This window comes from Variovorax sp. GW821-FHT09D04 (assembly GCF_059416405.1).
This window is the reverse complement of the sequence record NZ_JBWKPA010000018.1, coordinates 1-18,210: the sequence shown is the minus strand read 5'-3', so window position 1 is coordinate 18,210 and position 18,210 is coordinate 1. Positions and strand designations below refer to the sequence as shown.

Annotated in this window: 19 protein-coding genes; 16 read left to right on the top strand and 3 right to left on the bottom strand. The window is 60.0% G+C overall.

The features are described 5' to 3' along the window. The first annotated feature begins 6 nt into the window (after positions 1-6). From trbG to AC07O4_RS30710, 11 genes are all read left to right on the top strand, one after another. The gene (trbG, locus tag AC07O4_RS30760) at positions 7-1,095 is read left to right on the top strand and encodes a P-type conjugative transfer protein TrbG (RefSeq protein ID WP_495306519.1); all 1,089 of its coding nucleotides are present in this window, start codon (positions 7-9) and stop codon (positions 1,093-1,095) included. A gap of 1 nt (position 1,096) precedes the next feature. Further along, a complete protein-coding gene (locus tag AC07O4_RS30755; protein ID WP_495306518.1) occupies positions 1,097-2,122 on the top strand; it encodes a conjugal transfer lipoprotein TrbH in 1,026 nt (341 codons plus the stop codon). Positions 2,123-2,168: 46 nt separating this feature from the next. Beyond that, complete coding sequence (locus AC07O4_RS30750) at positions 2,169-2,642, top strand: toxin co-regulated pilus biosynthesis Q family protein (protein ID WP_495306517.1); 474 nt, start codon at positions 2,169-2,171, stop codon at positions 2,640-2,642. Beyond that, the gene (locus tag AC07O4_RS30745) at positions 2,639-4,495 is read left to right on the top strand and encodes a hypothetical protein (protein WP_495306516.1); all 1,857 of its coding nucleotides are present in this window, start codon (positions 2,639-2,641) and stop codon (positions 4,493-4,495) included. Before AC07O4_RS30750 ends, AC07O4_RS30745 begins: the two co-directional genes overlap by 4 nt. Before the next feature lie 15 nt (positions 4,496-4,510). Further along, positions 4,511-5,857, top strand: coding sequence for a hypothetical protein (locus tag AC07O4_RS30740; protein WP_495306515.1), 1,347 nt, complete (start codon positions 4,511-4,513; stop codon positions 5,855-5,857). Then, a complete protein-coding gene (locus AC07O4_RS30735; RefSeq protein ID WP_495306514.1) occupies positions 5,841-6,335 on the top strand; it encodes a hypothetical protein in 495 nt (164 codons plus the stop codon). Before AC07O4_RS30740 ends, AC07O4_RS30735 begins: the two co-directional genes overlap by 17 nt. Positions 6,336-6,337: 2 nt before the next feature. Beyond that, positions 6,338-8,173: a GspE/PulE family protein gene (locus AC07O4_RS30730; protein WP_495306513.1), complete on the top strand. Its 1,836-nt coding sequence runs from the start codon at positions 6,338-6,340 to the stop codon at positions 8,171-8,173. Further along, positions 8,170-9,264: a hypothetical protein gene (locus AC07O4_RS30725; protein ID WP_495306512.1), complete on the top strand. Its 1,095-nt coding sequence runs from the start codon at positions 8,170-8,172 to the stop codon at positions 9,262-9,264. Before AC07O4_RS30730 ends, AC07O4_RS30725 begins: the two co-directional genes overlap by 4 nt. Positions 9,265-9,319: 55 nt before the next feature. After that, positions 9,320-9,913, top strand: coding sequence for a type 4 pilus major pilin (locus tag AC07O4_RS30720; RefSeq protein ID WP_495306511.1), 594 nt, complete (start codon positions 9,320-9,322; stop codon positions 9,911-9,913). 35 nt (positions 9,914-9,948) lie between these two features. After that, complete coding sequence (locus AC07O4_RS30715) at positions 9,949-11,640, top strand: hypothetical protein (RefSeq protein ID WP_495306510.1); 1,692 nt, start codon at positions 9,949-9,951, stop codon at positions 11,638-11,640. 78 nt (positions 11,641-11,718) lie between these two features. Then, the gene (locus tag AC07O4_RS30710) at positions 11,719-12,207 is read left to right on the top strand and encodes a hypothetical protein (protein WP_495306509.1); all 489 of its coding nucleotides are present in this window, start codon (positions 11,719-11,721) and stop codon (positions 12,205-12,207) included. A 189-nt stretch (positions 12,208-12,396) separates the two neighbouring features. Here AC07O4_RS30710 and AC07O4_RS30705 read toward each other — a convergent pair whose 3' ends face one another. Beyond that, entirely contained in the window at positions 12,397-12,849 is a 453-nt protein-coding gene (locus AC07O4_RS30705) for a hypothetical protein (RefSeq protein WP_495306508.1), read from the bottom strand. Between the two features lie 131 nt (positions 12,850-12,980). On the opposite strand from AC07O4_RS30705, the gene AC07O4_RS30700 reads away from it, so the two are divergent. Further along, a complete protein-coding gene (locus AC07O4_RS30700; RefSeq protein ID WP_495306507.1) occupies positions 12,981-13,232 on the top strand; it encodes a helix-turn-helix domain-containing protein in 252 nt (83 codons plus the stop codon). 59 nt (positions 13,233-13,291) lie between these two features. Here AC07O4_RS30700 and AC07O4_RS30695 read toward each other — a convergent pair whose 3' ends face one another. Both AC07O4_RS30695 and AC07O4_RS30690 read right to left on the bottom strand, forming a co-directional pair. Continuing rightward, positions 13,292-13,762 (bottom strand): lytic transglycosylase domain-containing protein, encoded by a 471-nt coding sequence (locus AC07O4_RS30695; protein WP_495306506.1) that lies wholly within the window; start codon positions 13,760-13,762, stop codon positions 13,292-13,294. Positions 13,763-13,765: 3 nt separating this feature from the next. After that, positions 13,766-14,392 carry a YcbK family protein gene (locus tag AC07O4_RS30690; protein ID WP_495306505.1) on the bottom strand — a complete coding sequence of 209 codons (627 nt, stop codon included), beginning with the start codon at positions 14,390-14,392 and terminating at the stop codon, positions 13,766-13,768. A gap of 128 nt (positions 14,393-14,520) precedes the next feature. Here AC07O4_RS30690 and AC07O4_RS30685 point away from each other — a divergent pair, with 128 nt between their 5' ends. The 4 genes from AC07O4_RS30685 to trbL all read left to right on the top strand — a co-directional run. Continuing rightward, positions 14,521-15,858: a TrbI/VirB10 family protein gene (locus tag AC07O4_RS30685; RefSeq protein WP_495306504.1), complete on the top strand. Its 1,338-nt coding sequence runs from the start codon at positions 14,521-14,523 to the stop codon at positions 15,856-15,858. A 19-nt stretch (positions 15,859-15,877) separates the two neighbouring features. Then, positions 15,878-16,669, top strand: coding sequence for a P-type conjugative transfer protein TrbJ (gene trbJ / locus AC07O4_RS30680; protein ID WP_495306503.1), 792 nt, complete (start codon positions 15,878-15,880; stop codon positions 16,667-16,669). 9 nt (positions 16,670-16,678) lie between these two features. Next, the gene (gene trbK / locus AC07O4_RS30675) at positions 16,679-16,894 is read left to right on the top strand and encodes an entry exclusion lipoprotein TrbK (RefSeq protein WP_495306502.1); all 216 of its coding nucleotides are present in this window, start codon (positions 16,679-16,681) and stop codon (positions 16,892-16,894) included. A 12-nt stretch (positions 16,895-16,906) separates the two neighbouring features. Next, positions 16,907-18,210 (top strand): P-type conjugative transfer protein TrbL (gene trbL / locus AC07O4_RS30670; protein WP_495306501.1); only part of this gene is annotated, 1,304 nt, incomplete at its 3' end.

Genomic DNA, 18,210 nt, shown 5'->3' with positions numbered 1-18,210 from the left:
CAGCCCATGACCACACGCATCCGAACAATTGCGCTTGCTGCAGCTCTTCTGCCTCTTCTCGCTTCTGCAGCTCCTCCGCCTGCAGACCTCCTGCCGCCGACACCGCCGGCGGTGCCGGTCGCAGCACCGGCGACTCCGGCGCCAACAACCGTGGTTGTTGCACAGCCCGTTGCCGTCGCGGCGACCCCCGCTTTAGCTGCTAAAACTCCAGCGCCGCGCATCGCTGGTGTTGAGCGAAAGCGGGTTGCCAAGGTCGAGCCTCCGAAGTCCGATCTCGCTGCCGAGCAGTTTTTCACCAATCCGAACCCTGCGCTCTCCGAGCGCGAGCTCGCGGCCATTGCCATCGGCAAGAAGTGGCAGGAAGGTGGATCGTCGGCAAGCCTTCCTGTCGGGGGCAACGGCGGCGCCGTTCGCTTTGCGTTCGGTGTCTCGCAACCCAGCATCGTCTGCGCGGTGCTGCAGGTTTGCGACGTCGAGCTGCAGGCCGGCGAGCAGGTCAACTCGCTGCAGATCGGCGATCAGGAGCGCTGGTCGGTTGAGCCGGCAATTTCGGGCAGTGGCCCCAATGAGGTTCAGCACCTGATCATCAAACCTCAGGACGTAGGCCTCGAGACTTCTCTGGTGGTGACGACCAGCCGTCGCACGTATCACCTTCGGTTGCGCTCCCATCGCACCGACTTCATGCCGAGGGTTGCATTCAGCTACCCAGAGGATGCGATGGCCAAGTGGGAAGCGCTGAAGAACCGCGAGGTCAAGGAGCGACGCGACGCCACGATCCCCGGCACTGGCGAATACCTGGGCGATCTGAGCTTCGACTACACGCTCAGTGGATCGGCTTCCTGGAAGCCCGTGCGGGTCTTCAACGACGGCCGCAAGACGATCCTGCAGATGCCTCAAGCCATGTCGCAGACCGAAGCTCCGACGTTGCTTGTGGTGCGCAAGGAAGGTGGGCTGTTCTCGGACGACGAAACCGTGATGGTGAATTACCGGGTCCAGGGCAACCGCTACATCGTTGATTCCATCTTTGACAAGGCCATCCTGATTGCCGGCGTGGGGTCGAGCCAGGATCGAGTGACCATCCAGCGCGGGAAGTGAGATGAACCCGAAATCTCAATCCCTCCCTGCATTCCGCCTGGTGGCTGGGGCCGCTCTGGCTCTGGCAATGCTGACGATGGTTGGTTGCGCAAGCAAACCTCCGGTCGTTCCCGCAAACACCTTTGCGGTGACTTCCCCCGAAGTGGGGGTAGCTCTTGCAAATGAAGCCGGCGATCTACTGCGCGGGACCTATCCACCGGCGACTTCGGAATTCGCTCTACGCCAAGGTGACGACGCTTTCGGCAAACGCCTGAACTCCATTCTTCGTCTCAGCGGCTACGCGATGGTGGTCTCCGAATCGAATGGTCGTGGTCGCCACCAGGACGACGGCTCCCTCGAGGTGACCTATGTCGTCGACCAGCCTGCAGCTGGCCTCTATCGGCTTCTTGTTGGTGTGGGCAGTGTGCAGATGACCCGCGCCTACGTGTCCAGCGCCGGCGAGCTGCGGCCTGCAGGTGCATGGACCAGGAGGATCGCCGAAGGGGGTGTAGAGCCTCCTGCGTACGTGCCGGTGTCCCGCTCTTCGAAGGTCGAGTTCGTTGATGCGCCGGCAACACCGAAGTCTCAACAGCTGACTGCGAGTCCGGTGCAAACCGCTTCGGTGTCTACGGAAAAGCCCGCGGCACCCATCGCACCAGCCAAAACTGAAGCGGCGCAGGAGGCACCTCGCACGGCCGCAGTTACGGCGGCCGTACCAACCCCAACGATCGCGACCACGAATTCCGGGCCAGCTGCTATTGCAACGGCCCCGGTTGCAGCGCCCTCGAGCTGGGCCGTGGAAGCAGAGCCCACGTTGCGCGATGTTGTTTCGAGATGGGCGACCGCTGGTGGCATCCAACTCCAATGGGAAAGTGCCCGCAACCTGGATATCGGCGAAGCGATGCGCGGCACGTATTCGGGCAGCTTCAAACAGGCACTTGGCCAGCTCGCGGCGAAGTTCGATGCCTTGGATGCCCCGTTGGGATTTCGCTTCCTCGAGAACGGGACGGTGCTGCGGGTCTACGACCTGACTGCAGCCGGCGAGTAGTGCACCGCACCTGAATCAATTCACACACGAACCCATGGAGTCCCCAATGAAACAGGCATCAACGACCTTGGCAATCGGCATTGCGATGCTGGTTGCATCCGCCGCAGCACTTGCCGCGCCGGCAGCGAAGAAGGGCACCGCCCAAGACGAACCCGACATCGTGCTCGGTAGCTCCTCGAGGGCGATGGAGATCGGCGTCAAAAGCAAGGCCGGCGCAGTAGCCGCGACGGCCGGCACCAGCCAGCGCTGGAGCGTCGAAACCAGAGACGTCAACCTGGCCAACACCTTCCAAAGATGGGCAGGCCCGGCGGGCTGGAAGGTTCGCTGGGACGCCCAGAAGCACGTGATGGTCGAAGCCCCTGACACCTTCACCGGCACCTTCGAGGAGGCGATCGAAGCGCAGCTGTCGTCGCCCGGTATCGCGCTGAGCAGCTATCCCCTCGAAGTCTGCTTCTACCCGAACACCCCCCCGTTGGCGCGCATCACGCGCAAAGGCGAACAAACCCAGGAATGCAAATGAACAGCAACACTTCTCTTATCGGTCGTTTCGCCCTGTCTTGCGGTGGCCTGATCGTTCTTGCCGGCTGCGCGGCCTCCGGGCAGGTTTTCAAGGAGGGCGCGGTTGTGCGCGATCAGGCATCCGCCGTGAATCGTGGCACGCGTCAAGAGCCGATGGCGTTCGGGGACAGCTCTGTGGGTTCCCCGAGCTACGCAGACGCCAAGGCGGCATATGTCCAAAACATGCCCGTCGCGCGACGCGCAAAGCGCGCATGGATTGGCGCGCGAATGATGGCGGTGCAAAGCGATGAAGTGCTGCCGCCGATCTTCTCGGAGTCGTTCAAGATGAACTTCGACGATCGGGCGAACGGTGGCCGTGTTTCGATTGCGGTCATTGCCGAGCGGCTTGCGCGCATGACGAACGTCCCTGTGCGCGTGAAATCCGACGTCTACGCAGCACAGCCTGGCGGCGGCCCCGCCGGCGACAACAGCGCCACCCAGCCGATTGGTATTGCACCCCTTCCTGGTGCAGCGCTGCCCCCGCCGCTTCCGCTGCCCAGTGGTAAGGGCCCGGGCCCGGCCGCGGGCGCTTCGCCGCTCACGCCCCTGCCGCCTGGCATGCCTACCGCTGCAGCACCGGGTCAAAACCCATTTCAGCCGAATTTCCGCCAGGCCGTCACCGACGTGAACAGCGTCGACATGCAGTGGAACGGCTCCTTGACCTCCTTTCTCGATCACGTCACGGGACGCCTCAACCTGAGCTGGTCCTATCGCGACGGCGCAGTGGTCATCGAGCGGTACATCACCGAAAACTTCGAACTCTCGGCATTCGTGGGGTCGCAAGACTTCAAGATGACGATCGGCAGCACCACGCAAGGCCAGGCCGGGAGCGAAGGCAACAGCGGCGGTGCCAACACGGCGATGGACGTCAACGAGTCCGGGAAGATCGCGATCCTCGAATCGTTGCGCAAGTCGATCGAGGCCATGGTGAAGCCGTCGGGCGGTGACGTTCTCCTGAGCGAAGGCTCTGGCCGCTTCACAGTCACGGCGACGCGCGACGTGATGAGCCGCGTTCGCGAAGTGCTCAAGCATGAAGACGCGTCGATGATGCGTCAGGCGCACATTCAGTTCGACATCTATTCCGTCACGACGAAGAACACGGACGAACGCGGCGTCGACTGGTCCTTGGTCATGAACAACGTGGCCAAGACCTGGGGCGCGGCCATCAAGTCGCCCACGTCCCTCGGCGGAAATCTTGGCGGCAACCTGAGCTACACGATTCTGGCGCCCGCAGAAGGCACGCCGGGATCCGACTCGCAGCGCCGCTTCGGCGGCAGCTCGGCCATGCTCAAGATGCTCCATGACCTGAGCGACACCGCCCAGTACCGGCCCGTCTCGATGATCGCGCTGAATCGGCAGTGGGCTCGCAAGACGAACCTGAAGAGCGACGGCTACTTGTCGGAAACCACCCCGGCTACGGCTTCGTCGGTTGGCTCGGGCGCTCCTGGCCTCAAGACTTCGTCCATCGTCACCGGCGACAAGTTCATGGTGCAGCCGGCAATCTTGGACAACGGCGCCATCTTGCTGAAGTTCGGCATTTCGCTGACCGAATTGCTGAGCCTCTTCGAAGTGACGGCCGGCACCGGCCAAACCTTCCAACGCGTCCAGGTGCCAGTGACCTCGGGTACCGATGACCAGACCACGGTGCGATTGAACCCCGGCGAGCTGATGGTCGTGACCGGGCTCTCTCGCCGCCTCTCATCGGGCGGCACCCGAACCCTTGCGGATGGTATGCCGATCGCTGCTGGTGGTAGCCGCACGGCGGGCTACACCCGCGAGGACTTCCTGATCGTCGTGCGGGCTGTGCAGCTCTAAAGCCGAACTCACAGCATGGCCAGCATCGTTGTTTTCACAGCGCCTGGGGGCAAGCCGGTCTTGATGGCCGCCCTCGAATGGCGCTTGCTACCCGCCGAATCAAAGGCGGCAAAACTCGACTCGCACGTCCGTGACGCCGCGAGCGAGTTCCTGGGCACGAAGCATGCAGCTCGTGCTGCAGCGACAAAGCAGGAGGAAGTCACAGGGAAGGGGGGCAAGACCTCACTCGTGACTCGCACCAAGGTCGGTTTCGTCGTGCCCACGGAAGGCACGTCACTGCCTCGCGGGGCCCACTCTCTGGCCGCGGCATTCGCGAACTGGACTGCAGATCACGAGAAGTCGGTCCTCTGTGTGCGGATCTCCGACGACGTTTTCGCGGTCGTCGTCGTCATCGACGGCCTGCCGATGCTCGACACCGTTGCCAAGGACAGCGGCACCGCATTCGAGCTCGTCAAGTCCTACCTTGGAGACGATACCTCGGTCTTCAGTGACGACCTGGTGACATTTCCGGGCGCACTCGACCGCGATGACCTCCTTGAAAAGATCGCCCGAAGTGCCGACAAGCGCTCGGCGATCAAGGCGATCCCGGTCGACGTCGTCAAGATGACGGTACTGGTTCTCATCGCCGCGAGTGCTCTCGCCGGCGTGCAGTACTGGCTTCACCTCAAAAAGGAGAAAGAGCGGCTTGAAGCCCTCGAGCGCCAACGCGAGGCTGACCCAATTCCGAAGTACCTCAACGCGCTAGCTGCAGCTCGCCAGGAAGTCGGCATCCATCGGGATTCCATAAAAGCCGGTGTTGACTACGCGATGCGTGTACCTCTGACCCCGCCTGGCTGGAACGCGACGCGAATCGGGTGCACAGCAAGGATCGGATGCGAGGTCGTCTACGCACGAACCACTGGCACCTTCGAAGGTTTGATGAAGGCGGTTCCGTTCCTCAAGCTGACGCCGGCGGACGTGATCAACCTGAACGAAGCCAGGATGACCTGGGACCAGAAGCTCGAGAACGCAAAGCTGGATCCGACAACTCAGCTCCCGCCTATGACGGCCTTTGTGCAGGGCCCGGAGGCGTCGAAGCTGCAGGACTGGCTGGTTGCAGGCCTGTCGATCCAGCTCACACCGCAGCAGCTCTGGCCGCAGGCAGAGGGTGTCCCCGCCACCTTCAAACATCCGGAGGCCTTGGCCACCGGGAAATTCGACATCGACTCGATCTCTTTGCCCCAGCTCATCGAGGCCGTCGTGACGGCGCCTACCAACGTCAATTGGACCGCCTGGAGCATCGACGTCGGCGATGTGAAGCAAGAACCTCTTTCGCGCGCCAAAGGGCGTCTGTCTGGAAATTACTATGTCACCAACAACTAAGCGCATCCGCGTCCTTCCATTCGTAGTCGCTTGCGCTGCGCTTGTCGCGGCCAGTGCAGCGGGAGCGCAGACCCTTGGCGAGCTGGCGTCCGCCCAACGTGGCAAGCAGCAAGCAGAGCTGCTGAAAAGTCAGAAAGATCTCTCCGACGCCGAGGCTGCTGCTGCAGCCAAGAGCGCTCCGTCCGAAGCGCCCAAGGTCTCTGATGCTGATGCCAAAGCAGCAGCGAAACGGGCAGCCATTGCGGCTCGTCCGAAGATCGCCTTGCACGCCCTCTATGCACGCAATGGCGCGTGGGTTGCCGAGCTGGCCTCTGGCCAGGGCCTTGCACTGGCACTCGTCGGCATGCAGATCTACGGGCACCGCATCACGGCGATCGATCAGCGCGGCCTTGTGCTGTCAAAGCCTTGCACAGTCGAAGATGTTCGGGAAAAGGCACGCTGTGGACAGCGCGTCCTGGTCCTCGGCGAAGCGATCTGATCATGGGATGGTTCTCCACCCGCCAGAAGCCGGCGCACGATCGTTCGTCGCCACGCCAAGGCGCTCACACCGAGGCAGCAAAAGCGCCACCGCCAGCACGACGCGATCCGGTTCCATTGCAAGGTGCAGACGGTCTCGGTCAACAGACCCTTGAGCTCGGCAGTGTGGTCGGCGATGCCGCCAACGGACCATCGATCCTGAACCTGTATCAGACCTATGCAGACGTGCCACGGTTCGTTGGGTTGATGACGAATGGCGATCCCCCTGTGATCAAGTTGGCTGATGCAGATCGTGATCGTGTCGTCGTGATTGAGCAGTACGGTCGTGCCGCCATCATCGTCCACGCAGATCTCGAGCCAACCAGTCTGGAGTCCATCAAAGGAACCTTGCTCAGCAAGGCCTACAAGGTGGAGACCGCGATTGCCCCAACAACTGTCATTAAAGACATCTATGTGGCAGGCGGCAAATCCGAGGCATCAGCACGGAGCACCAGGTCAAAGAGTCCGTACATGGCAGCAGCCGATGACTGGGTCCTGTACGCATTCGAAAACCGGGCAACCGACATCCACATGGAGACCCAGGGTTCGAACGGCATGCTTCGCTTTCGTGTTGACAGCGAACTCGAGCCGATGCGCAGAGCGAATGGAGGCCGCTATCCAGCGGCGTTCATTCAAGACTGCATGACGTCCCTCTACAACAACGATCTGGACAAGAAGTCTGGATCCGATTCGCTCTTCGACCCAGAGAAAAACCTGTACTGCATGATTTCGTACAGGGAGATCCCTGGCCACGCTTTGAAGCTGCGATTTCAGTCAGTGAAAGGGAATGAAGGTCCGAAGTCTGTGCTCCGTTTGCTCCATGTTGGAGAAGACCAGCCAACCAAGACTTTCGAACAACTCGGGTACTCGCCGTCACACATCGACCTGTGGCACCGCTCGATGGAAACGCCCAGCGGAATGATTGCCGTCGCCGGCGTTACGGGATCAGGCAAGTCGACGACGATCAAGAGCTACATCGAATTGAATCCTGCGACACCGAACAACAATGTTCTGACGATCGAGGATCCAGTGGAGTACCCCATCCGCGGGGCGCACCAATACCCGATCCAGCGGGACCTTTCCAACCCGGAGGAATCCGCCAAACGCTATGCGGAAGTGATGTCCGCCTTTATGCGGCTCGATCCCGACCAGGTCTTGGTCGGCGAGGTTCGTGACAAGTTTTCTGCAAACGCGGCGCAACAGTTGGCGGAGACGGGGCACATGGCCATGGGCACCGTTCATGCCCATCTGTTGTCTGGGATCGTCCCGCGCCTTGTCAATCCTGAAATCGGAATGACGCGCTCGGTGCTCACAGCTCCGAACATGCTGACGCTGCTCGTGTATCAGGCCCTTGTCCCACTGCTTTGCCCGCACTGTCGTTTGAGCATCCAGGACGTTCAGGGTGATCGGCGCATCGCCCAGATCCTCGGCGACGTGAGGAAGCTTGGGCTGGACCCTAGCCTTCTGCGTTGGAAGCGCCCCAACGGTTGTGCGTCATGCAACGGACGAGGGACATACGGGCAGACCGTCGTCGCTGAGATGCACATGCCTGACGAGGACTGGCTGAAGGCAATTCGTGAAGAGCGCGATACCGATGCAGTTGAGGTGTATCGCAGCTACGCCGGAAACGACTTGCTCGATCCCGACATGACAGGAAGAACAGTTTTCGAGCACACGTTGCACAAGGCACTGCACGGCCTGGTCGACGCTCGCTACTGCTCGCACTTCGACGCCTGGCCTCGCTTCATGTCGAAGCACGAAATCAAGAACCGGTTCAAAGCCACGCAAGGCCAACGATGAACATCAGTCGCATCATCTTCAAGTTCTACTGTTTTCTCTGGTCGTTCGAGAGGCCGCAGTTCTATCGTGACCTCGCTGATGCATTGAAGCGGAAGGTCGCTATCCGGGACTTCCTGGAAGTCCAAACCTCGAACGCAAGGATGTTGAAGGACGGTACCGCACTGCGGGTCTATCAAGCTCTGTCCTCGCGGCTGGCCAGCGGACAGGGAAAGTCGCTGTCTGAGCTCATGCGTGGCATAGCGCCGGCGTCGGATCAAATGCTGATGCGATCGGTTGACGACGCAGGAAATAAAAAGGTCGAAGCGCTCGAAGTGAGTGCTGAAGCTGTCGAGTTCCAGTTGCGAACGATGAAGACCATCGGTGTTGAGCTGGTGGTTCCTCTTGTGGCCATCCCCATCGTTGGTGCGCTGTGCATCATCACGTCCGAGATCGTCGCCGGCATCGCCAAGGATTCGCCTGCAGAGGTTTGGCTCGGATTCAACGGCTTCGTGCGTTGGCTGGCAGAGAGCATCAACGCCTATGCCGCGGCCATTGGCATTGCGACTGTCATCGCGATCACCGTCTTCATCTTCATGCTCCCGCGATGGACTGGACGCCTGCGGCTGCGCGTTGAAGCTTGGCCTGCCTTCTCGCTGTACCGCGACTACAACGCTGCGGTCGTGCTGACGTCGATGTCGATGATGTTCCGCTCCGGGAAGTCCATGCGCGAAGCGTTGGAGGCCATGCGTGCGACCGCGAGTCCCTGGCTTCGCTGGCATCTCACGTTGATCCTTCGTTCCATCCAGGACAACCCCACCGACTACTCCGGCGCTTTCGGCCGCGGCCTGATGCCTCCGTCTGTTCGCGCCCGATTGGCAAGTCTGCTGGTCGCCAACAGCGACTTCGCCACCGCCCTCGTGACCCTTGGATCCAACGAAATCGCCTCCCTCGAGAAGCGCGTTGGCGTCTCAGCAAAGACGGTGAACTGGTCGCTCACCGGGTTCTTCGTGTCGATCGCAGTCGTCCTCTCGATCGGGACCATGACGATCGCATCCGCTCTGTCTCGTGAAGCCGAACCTTCTCGAGTGATGCAGCGCAAATCGCAACACTAAATTTTTTGTCAGTCGGGGAATCGTCCCCTTTTTTAACCTCGTGGAGTCTTTCCAAATGTTCTCGAAAACGAAGCTTGCAGTTCAATCCCTCCGCCGCGCCGGAACTCTTCGCGGTGGGGCCTCGCGCCAGCGCGGCATCAGCATCATTTCCGTTCTTCTTGGCCTGGTGATCGCTGCTGCAGTTGTGGCCGTGGTCTACAACCAGTACACCGACTCGCAACGGAAAGCCCGTATCGAAGCCGCCCAAGCCGAGATCGCAGCCATGATCGCCGGCTCGCAAAAGCTCTTCGGCAACACGAACCAGTACGGCGCCGTCACGACGGCAATTGCCGTGCAGTCCGGTGTCGTGCCCGAACGACTCCGTGTGACCGGTACGACCACGGCCCAGAACCGCTACAACGGTGCGATCACCTTCACCCCGGCCACGATCACGACGGCCAACGATGCGCTGGTGCTGGGCTATGCGTCCGTGAACCGTGAAGACTGCCAAGACCTCGTCCTCGGCAGTGCTGGCCTTGCTCGCCGCATCGCCGTCGGCGCTACGACGGTGAAGCCGAACGATCTGCCAGTCGTGATCGCAACGCTGGCCACCGCTTGCGATGCAACTCCGACCGTTGCGCTGAACATCGCTTTCGGCCGCGGCCAGTAAACGGCTTCCTCAATCGCTTCATTCTGGTTGGACCTATGAAAAAACTCAAAGCAACGCAGGGCAGGGCAAGGCAGTCGGGGTTTTCTCTCCTGTCTGTTCTGCTTGCCTTGGTGGTTGTTGCCATCATCACAGCCGGCCAGATTGAAGCGAGGCAGCTCGAGCAGCGCATCACGAGCGGGCGGCTTCAGGGCGACGTCCTGAATTTGATCAAGGATGCCGTCAACAACTACACGATGGAAAACTATCCATCGCTGCAATCCTCCCTTCCGGTCACTAAGGCGGGGACGACGCTGGCTCCTGGCTCTGCAAACGGCCAAACGCTGGCGCCCACGATCGCCAACCTCATCGCGATGCAGTACCTGCCTGCCGGCACCACGGCAGTCGCACAGTTGAACAGCGGGGTTTATCGCGTTGTTCTTTCGGCTGTGCCTGCAGGCTGTGTTGGTGTTGCTTGCAACATCGCCGGCGCGGTCTACATCGACCAGCCGATCCGGAAACCCGGGACAACGAACATTGCCGGTGTTCCGGTCGGGGCCATCATCGACAAGGTCGGTGGCGACGTCTTGGTGGCGCTGTCCACGAATTCGGGCAACCTGGTGGGCATTAACGGCATGACCATGCCGAACCCTCTGGGAGCCTCCGAAGGGGTCGTTGGTGCCCGTGTGGGCTTCGGAGCGAGCGGGTTTGGTCGCTTCCTGGTGATCAACGATCCACGCGATCCCAACTTCCAAGGCAATCTGACCGTTCGACAAAATCTCTCAATCGGTGGGTCTTCGACCTTCACCGGTCCCGTGACCGTCAACAACACGTTGAAGACGACGGGCACGATCGACGTCAACAACTGCATCAAGCTGCAGCCTGACGGACGAGGCGGATTCAACTGTCTAGATCCGAATGACCTTCCGGCCGGCTACGCAGGGGGCATTCGTGCCGTCGACGTCGTCTCGAGTGGCAACGTTCTCACATCGGACGCACCGGCCAGCTTCACCGGAGCCAATGGCAATTTCGCGCTGCTCTCTCGTGGCGGCGGCGGCGTCGAGGCGGCGGTGAAAACTTCCGGCCAGGTCGCCGGCAATCGCCTGATCCCCACGGGGACGTACATGCCTGGGACGGCCTGCAGCGAACCTGGTGCTGTTGGACGCTCGAGTGTGGACCCAACAGGCGTCATGTGTTCGAACTCTGTATGGACGCCACTGGCTGTGGTGGCATCGGCCGGAGGGTCATGCCCGGTCAACGGGCAAGGCGCCGTAGACGTGCAAGGGCGCCAGCTGTACTGCTTCAACGGCACCTGGAACCTGATGCTCGATTTCCTGCCACCTGCAACACCAGGCGCAGCGTGCACAAGAGCAGGCGCCCTGGGCTATCAAATTCCGCTGATAGGTGCCGGATCGACGACGAGCGTTTGCCGCGCCAATCCGACCGGTGGGGGCCTGCGTTGGTTCCGGATCCAGGACATCACCACGCACCTGACCTTTGTCACCGCCTATGAAGTCACTCACGGATCAGTGGTGGCCAAGCCGACTTGCGCTGCTGCACCTGGTCAAACAAATGTGCCGATTCCTTTCCTCGAGGCGAAGGTCGAATCCAGCTCTGATGGCGGGTTTGCGCGATTCACGATCGATCAGGGAGGCAGCTGGTTGGTGCAGCTCACCAATGGTGCCGGCGGCGCGTTGTCGGCCTCTCCTGCGGCGAGTGCGATCTTGCAGATCTATTGCAACGTCGTTTGATGAAAAGAAAGGGAGGTCGACGAACCAGAACAATCCCACAAGCCATCTATTCCCTCAACACATCATGGAGATCTTCAAATGAAAAAGACGAGAGCAACTGCCGTGCGAGTCATCGCGCTAGCGCTGCTGACAGTCTCATTCGCCGGAGGGGCATTCGCCCAAAGCCTTCCTGCGAACTCGGCTGACTCGGGACGCCGCGCTGTTGTTGCGATCGATCAAGCAACGATCAACAACAACATCAACAACGCCGTGAACATCGGCAACAACGCGACGAACATCGCAAACTACGCCAACTCTCGGGTTGACGGCGCCTGGAACTACGCCAACACGGCCTACAACGAAGCGCGTGGTGCAAGGCAAGCTGCTGATTCAGCAGCTGGCACTGCTAACTGGCTTGTCTACGGCAGCGTTGCTGGTACGTTCTACTTCTCGCACTGGGGCGGCGCTACTGGATCAGGCCTCTGCTTACGCGGCTATCCAGGTCCCGACGGCTATGCGGACTGCCCTGCGGGCACAGGCCCCTACTACATCTCCAGGGGCCAGAACTCACCGGGCCAGGGCGAATAGCCTTTCCCGGTGATTCAGAGGGGCTTCGGCCCCTTTTTTTGTGCTGTCGCATTCTTGACGCCGTGTCAGGAGGCGTTCGAGCCGCGGCTATTGGTGTGGCCAAAAAAAAAGCCTCCGGTAAGGAGGCCTTGAAACTGCCGAGACGAGGAGGGTGGGGGAGAAAGTGCCCCGGCAGAGAAACGATGCGGATTACCGAGGAGTGAGATCGTAGTCATGGTCCTCGTCGGTCTGCCAGGCCACAGCACCACGTCGGCCAACGTTGGTCTGAACCGTGCCGCCACTGCCGTCGTTCTTGATCACAAATCGCAGCTCAGGGCAGCTCGGAAAACGCTTCGCGGGAACGATCAACGTAGTCTCCGTGCTCGTCTCGACTCGCGCGTCGACTTCGACGTTCAGGCACGAATTCACAGTCGTTCCCACCATGCGTACGCTATACGCGCCGGCGCCGTCCTGGAACAGTTTGACGCTGCCTTCAGTCAGACCATTGCGCAAGCCGATCATGTCGGAGCTGCGGACCAAGCTCCCTGGCTGAACCTTCAGGTTCCACTCCTTCACCGTCGACGCATGAACAGACGTAGCTCCGCCCATCAGTGCCAGCAGCGAAAGTGCCAGGAACGACTTGAGTTTGTTGTTGCGAGTCATACTGATCTCTCCAAAAATCTAGGCGGCCGCTCGTGGCCAAGTTGCGAGAAGTGGGGACATTTTCCCATGGAGTCGTAGCAAATACAATTGCTATCACGTAAAGCTTCGATGAACTTCAAAAGGTCTTCCTGATGGCTAGAAAAGAAGCAAGTCGCACCTCCGATGTTGATCTCGTTGTGAAGCAGCTCGGCCACAGGCTCAGGGCTGCACGAAAGGCCCGCAACCTTTTTCAAAAAGATGTGGCGGCTCTGATTGGTGTCTCGATCCCTTCGTACCAAGCCCTCGAATCGGGGAGGGGGACACCAGCCCTGTGGACGTGGGTTGCTTCGTGCATCGTCCTGGACATTCCATTCGGTTCTCTGCTGACGCAAAAGGACGATTAGTTGGAGTCGCAAGCCATGGGCAAAGCTTCGCGTCGCGAGCTGCGCTGCACCGGGCATTCCTATGGTGCGGCACGCCACGATTGCAGCACCTCATAGATCTGCTTCGCATATCGGTCGCGATGGGCCGGCGTTTTGCTGTGGTACGTGCCGACTGCCGTCCATGTGTTCCCGTATTGCCTGACTTGTTTCCCGAGATGCCAGGCCGCGACGTACACGTTGACGCAGCCATCGAGCAAGTGCTCGCGGCGGATGCCGTAGCGGGCCAATTCGGGCAAATGGACGGTGTTCAGGCCAGCGAGACCTAGGTCTTCAGACCCGTTTTTGTTGCGAAGCACCAGGTTCGGCTTGTCGCGTGACTCGTGGAAGACGATGGCCCGGAGGATCAGCGGATTGACACCGTGATAACGCGCTGCGCTTTGGAGACAGCTGTCGCCGGTTTGAGCTGGCTGCTCCTGCTGCTGGCCGTGGGCGGAGCACGCGATCGCCAATGCCCAGACGGAAACCAGCACTTGGGCAGGGATGCCGAACACAGATCAGCTCTCGACCTTGCCGCCGCGCCAGAACGTCGGTGCGCGACCGACGTCCCAATGCACGTGGTTCTTGTAGAGACCAACTCCTCCGGCTTTGAAGCTCAAGAGCATGGCTGCATAGACCGAGACGCTGACACCTCGGAGTCGGCCGTCAGCAGCGCGTCCCTTTGGGTGCAAGCCGCCCGGGGCACCGCCTACGGCACGATTCGTCGATAGGGTCCGGTACGCGGAGGTCAACTCGTGCTCCGTGCGCTTGCGCTCGGCGGCGAAGTACCAAGCCTGGGTGCCATACATCAGGTCAAAGACCTGCGGGTCCATCTGCACCGCCTTGTTTTCGTGATGGTCGAGCCCAAGAGCGCACAGGGCGTAGTACTCGTCCATGACGTATTTCCCGTCGCGCCAGTAGACGAATTCACCACGTTGACCCGTGTTGGTGTTGCGCACCACGACTGCCCGCGGCTGAAGCCAGAACGAAGGATCCGCCCCCGTTGGTGTGGCTGCACTGCCTTGAGCCTTGGACTTTCTGGGAAGGATCCCTGCGAGGGCGGCCAAGCCGCCCACCACGAGTGCTCGACGTGCCGTGGGTGCCTCCGGCTGAGCCACCAAACAACCTGGAAGTGCAAGCGTCATGTTCCCTTTTTCCTTCGCGACCGACTGGGCGTGAAAACAACTGAGGAAAGGGGCAAAATGGAGCCTCTTTCTTCGATATAACGAAACCGGCCGATATACTAGCAGGAAGGAAAAGGAGTCACATAGCTATGAGCAACGCAGATTTACTGTCCCCCGATTCGTCGCCCGGCAAGGTGAACGAAAAAAATGCAGGTGTGCGGCGGGTGAACAACATGCCGATGATGTTCATGCTCGGTGCGCTGTGCATCTTCTTGATGGTCATGGTGATGGTCGCCTGGGATCGTTCCGCACGGTCACAGGAAGTGACCAAACCGGTGGAAAAGGCTGGTGATGCCACCCAGTCAGCCAAGGACATCATTGGCGATCGCATGGACGGCATCGTTCAGACCAAGAAGCCGGAACCGCCTCCGATGCCCCTGGGAGCAATGCCCCTTCCACCCGGTGTGGGCCCCCAAGGGATACCGGCGCCAGTTGATGAGCTCGCCGAACGGCTTCGGACGCTCAGGATGGCAAGGCTGGAGGCTGCGGCAAAGGCAAAGCCGCGCATTGAAGGAGCCCAGACCCGCAGCGATGCTTCAGCCGGGTCTGCACTGCCTGCACCCAGAACTCGCGAAGAGGCAGCGGCACGCATGGCGGCTCTGAGCAACGATCCAACCACCGCATACCGCGCACGGATGGCTCAACTCCAAGGAGCTGGATTGCTTCCTGCCAGCGCAGGTGGAGCCCAAGGCAGTCCGATGGCTGCCTTGGCCGCGATGAATGCGCCTCCGGCAATGAAGCGCACCAACGACATCAGTCAGTTCGACAGCGCGGGCGGTGATCGGTGGCGATTGGGATCCGAATTGCAAAACCCACGCACCCCTTATGAATTGCGGGCGGGGTACATCATTCCTGCCACGCTGATTTCTGGGATCAATTCGGAGCTTCCTGGGCAAATCGTGGCACAGGTTTCCCAAGACGTGTACGACACCGCGACCGGCAAGTACAAGCTGGTGCCGCAAGGATCGCGTTTGGTCGGGGCGTATGCAAGTGACGCGGCTTTCGGCCAATCGCGAGTTCTCGTCGCGTGGCAGCGCATCGTCTTTCCTGATGGTAAGGCGCTGGACATTGGCTCCATGCCAGGAGCGGACAGCGCAGGCTACGGCGGCCTGAACGACAAGGTCGACAACCATTTCTTCCGTGTCTTCGGTTCAGCGCTCCTGATGTCCGGAGTGGTAGCTGGCGTCAGCTACAGCCAAAACCAGAACCAAAGCCAGAACCAGGCGAACGGAAACGGCAATCGGCCTACCGCTGGCAGCGCGCTTAGCGAAGCGCTAGGCCAGCAGCTTGGCCTGGTCATGTCGCAAATGATCGCCAAGAACCTGAACGTCTCTCCGACTCTTGAAATCCGCCCCGGATTTCGCTTCAACGTGATCGTGACCAAGGATCTCGCCTTCTTGAAGCCCTATTCATCTTTCGACTACTAACCCCCGAAAGGAGCTCTCGATGACCACCCACCTCAGGAATTTAGCCGCTAAAGCAGCAGGTCTTTTCCTTGTCTGCCTTTTTGCGTTTACCCCCGCGTATTCCGGTATTCCGGTGATCGACGGTGGGAATCTTGCTCAGAATCTGATGACAGCGATGGAAAGCATCATGCAGACCGCGAAACAGGTCGAGCAGTACAACAAGCAGGTCCAGCAATACCAGACGCAGCTGCAGCAATATGAGAACCAGCTGAAAAATACTGCGCGACCGACGCAGGAAATTTGGGAGCAAGCCCAATCGACGATGACGTCATTGCGGCAAGCAATTGATACGCTGAACTATTACAAGCAAAAGCTCGGCAGTCTGGACGCATATCTTTCTAAATTCCAGGACGTCGACTATTACAAGTCCTCCCCGTGCTTTACGAGCACTGGATGCGACAACGCTACGCGTGAAGCGCTGCTTGCGGTTCAACAGAGGAATCAAAGCGAATCGCAAAAAAAGGCGAATGACGCACTTTTTAAAGGCTTGGACAAGCAGCAGGATGCATTGATCACCGATGCCCGGACCCTTGAAAGACTGCAGTCGGCGGCGAAGGGTGCTGACGGCCAAATGCAGGCGCTTGGCTACGCGAACCAACTCGCCAGCGCCTCCGCAAATCAAATGCTGCAGATCCGTGGGCTGCTTGTTGCGCAGCAAAACTCGGTGGCGACAAGGCAGCAAGCTTTGGCTGATCAAGAGGCCATGAAGGCCGCTGCCGACAGCAAAGCATTTGGCGGCTCCTATACATACGGGACCAAAAAGACCTACTAAAGGCGCAGCGTGAAAAGATTTACCGTCGCCGTAGCGAGCACATTCGTTTTGAGCCTTGTCGCTTGCGACAAGGCTCCGTCATTTGCGATGCCTGAAGTGAACAGCACGAATTGCGCTCCCGAAGCAATAAGGGCTCTGCCAGTCCCAATCGAGAAGAAGCGGGAGTTTGGAACTGCGTGCGCAACCGCTGGCAGTTTCACCTACGGCCCAAACAAAACGTACTGACGAGAGTTCGATATGCAACTTGCAACCCGATCGCGGCCAGTGGCGCTGATGCTCATCGTCATCCTTCTGATGTTGGCGTTTGAAGCTCACGCGCAAACTCAAACAGGTGTCCTGGACGATGTTACTGACCGCTTTCAGGCTGCCGCCTCCAAATGGGCAGGCGTCATCACGCGCGCGGCAACCTTCCTCTTTTGGTCGCTTGCCCTTATCTCAATGGTTTGGACTTTTGGCCTGATGATGATTCGGAAAGCGGATCTCAGCGAGTTCTTTGTCGAGCTGATTCGCTTTTTCGTTTTCACAGGCTTTTTCTTTTGGATGCTAACCAACGCACCCGCCATTGCAACAGCAATTCTCAACTCACTGAAAAAGCTTGGTGGAGATGCGTCGGGAACAGCAGGTCTGACACCCTCTGGGATTGTCGATGTGGGCTTTCAAATTTTCGACAAGGTAATTTCCAATTCCAGCCTGAGTGATATTCCTGCGAGCCTCTTCGGCATGCTTATGGCAGCCGTCATCCTCGGGGTTCTGGCGTGGGTTGCAATCAACATGGTTGTCCTGCTTGTGTCCGGGTGGATCCTCGCATACGCCGGAATTTTCTTTCTTGGATTTGGCGGCTCTCGCTGGACTTCCGATATCGCCATCAACTATTACAAGACCGTTCTTGCCGTCGCGGGGTCTTTGATGGGGATGGTTCTAATTGTCGGCATCGGTCAATCTGTCATTGAAGAGTATTACGCCCGCATGACCACTTTTTCTTTAAAAGAAATCGGGGTCATGCTGATTGCTGCGCTCGCGCTTCTTCTTCTCACGAACAAAATTCCACCGCTGATTGCCGGGATCGCATCAGGCGGGAGCATCGGAGCAGCTTCTTCCATGGGCGTAGGTGGGGGCGCGATGATGGCCGCAGGGGCCGTCGCGGGCGCGGCCGCCGCCGGCGCCGTCAGCGCTGCCATGTCTGGTGCGACGGGCGCGGCTGGATGGGGGTCAGCGGTTTCGGCCGCAATGAAGGCAGGCGGCACAGCCAGCCGCAGTGATACAGGCGTGAGCTCGATGCCGGGTGCAAGTGGCGGAGCATCGGGGGATAGCGCTTCGTCCTCCAGTTCAAGCACGCCGTTCGGCGCAGCGATGGGGGATTCCGGCGGCTCGATGGCCGCCGCAGGCTCCAGCTCTGCCTCTTCTGGCGGCGAAGGAAGCGGTAGTGGCCCAGAGCCAGGCGCTTCGCCTGAGGGTGGCGAGTCCTCGCAGCAGTCAGGCGCCGAAGGTGGCAACGGACCGAAGGACGGTGATTTTGCCGCTGACGCAGAAGGGAAGGGGAC

What these genes read in the sequence shown, in the direction of transcription:
- AC07O4_RS30725 (WP_495306512.1), top strand. Translation starts at nt 8,170, where the DNA reads ATGAACATCAGTCGCATCATCTTCAAGTTCTACTGTTTTCTCTGGTCG.
- trbG (WP_495306519.1), top strand. Translation starts at nt 7, where the DNA reads ATGACCACACGCATCCGAACAATTGCGCTTGCTGCAGCTCTTCTGCCT.
- AC07O4_RS30750 (WP_495306517.1), top strand. Translation starts at nt 2,169, where the DNA reads ATGAAACAGGCATCAACGACCTTGGCAATCGGCATTGCGATGCTGGTT.
- AC07O4_RS30745 (WP_495306516.1), top strand. Translation starts at nt 2,639, where the DNA reads ATGAACAGCAACACTTCTCTTATCGGTCGTTTCGCCCTGTCTTGCGGT.
- trbJ (WP_495306503.1), top strand. Translation starts at nt 15,878, where the DNA reads ATGACCACCCACCTCAGGAATTTAGCCGCTAAAGCAGCAGGTCTTTTC.
- AC07O4_RS30715 (WP_495306510.1), top strand. Translation starts at nt 9,949, where the DNA reads ATGAAAAAACTCAAAGCAACGCAGGGCAGGGCAAGGCAGTCGGGGTTT.
- AC07O4_RS30685 (WP_495306504.1), top strand. Translation starts at nt 14,521, where the DNA reads ATGAGCAACGCAGATTTACTGTCCCCCGATTCGTCGCCCGGCAAGGTG.
- AC07O4_RS30710 (WP_495306509.1), top strand. Translation starts at nt 11,719, where the DNA reads ATGAAAAAGACGAGAGCAACTGCCGTGCGAGTCATCGCGCTAGCGCTG.
- AC07O4_RS30700 (WP_495306507.1), top strand. Translation starts at nt 12,981, where the DNA reads ATGGCTAGAAAAGAAGCAAGTCGCACCTCCGATGTTGATCTCGTTGTG.
- AC07O4_RS30705 (WP_495306508.1), bottom strand. Translation starts at nt 12,849, where the DNA reads ATGACTCGCAACAACAAACTCAAGTCGTTCCTGGCACTTTCGCTGCTG.
- AC07O4_RS30720 (WP_495306511.1), top strand. Translation starts at nt 9,320, where the DNA reads ATGTTCTCGAAAACGAAGCTTGCAGTTCAATCCCTCCGCCGCGCCGGA.
- AC07O4_RS30730 (WP_495306513.1), top strand. Translation starts at nt 6,338, where the DNA reads ATGGGATGGTTCTCCACCCGCCAGAAGCCGGCGCACGATCGTTCGTCG.
- AC07O4_RS30735 (WP_495306514.1), top strand. Translation starts at nt 5,841, where the DNA reads ATGTCACCAACAACTAAGCGCATCCGCGTCCTTCCATTCGTAGTCGCT.
- AC07O4_RS30755 (WP_495306518.1), top strand. Translation starts at nt 1,097, where the DNA reads ATGAACCCGAAATCTCAATCCCTCCCTGCATTCCGCCTGGTGGCTGGG.
- AC07O4_RS30690 (WP_495306505.1), bottom strand. Translation starts at nt 14,392, where the DNA reads ATGACGCTTGCACTTCCAGGTTGTTTGGTGGCTCAGCCGGAGGCACCC.
- AC07O4_RS30740 (WP_495306515.1), top strand. Translation starts at nt 4,511, where the DNA reads ATGGCCAGCATCGTTGTTTTCACAGCGCCTGGGGGCAAGCCGGTCTTG.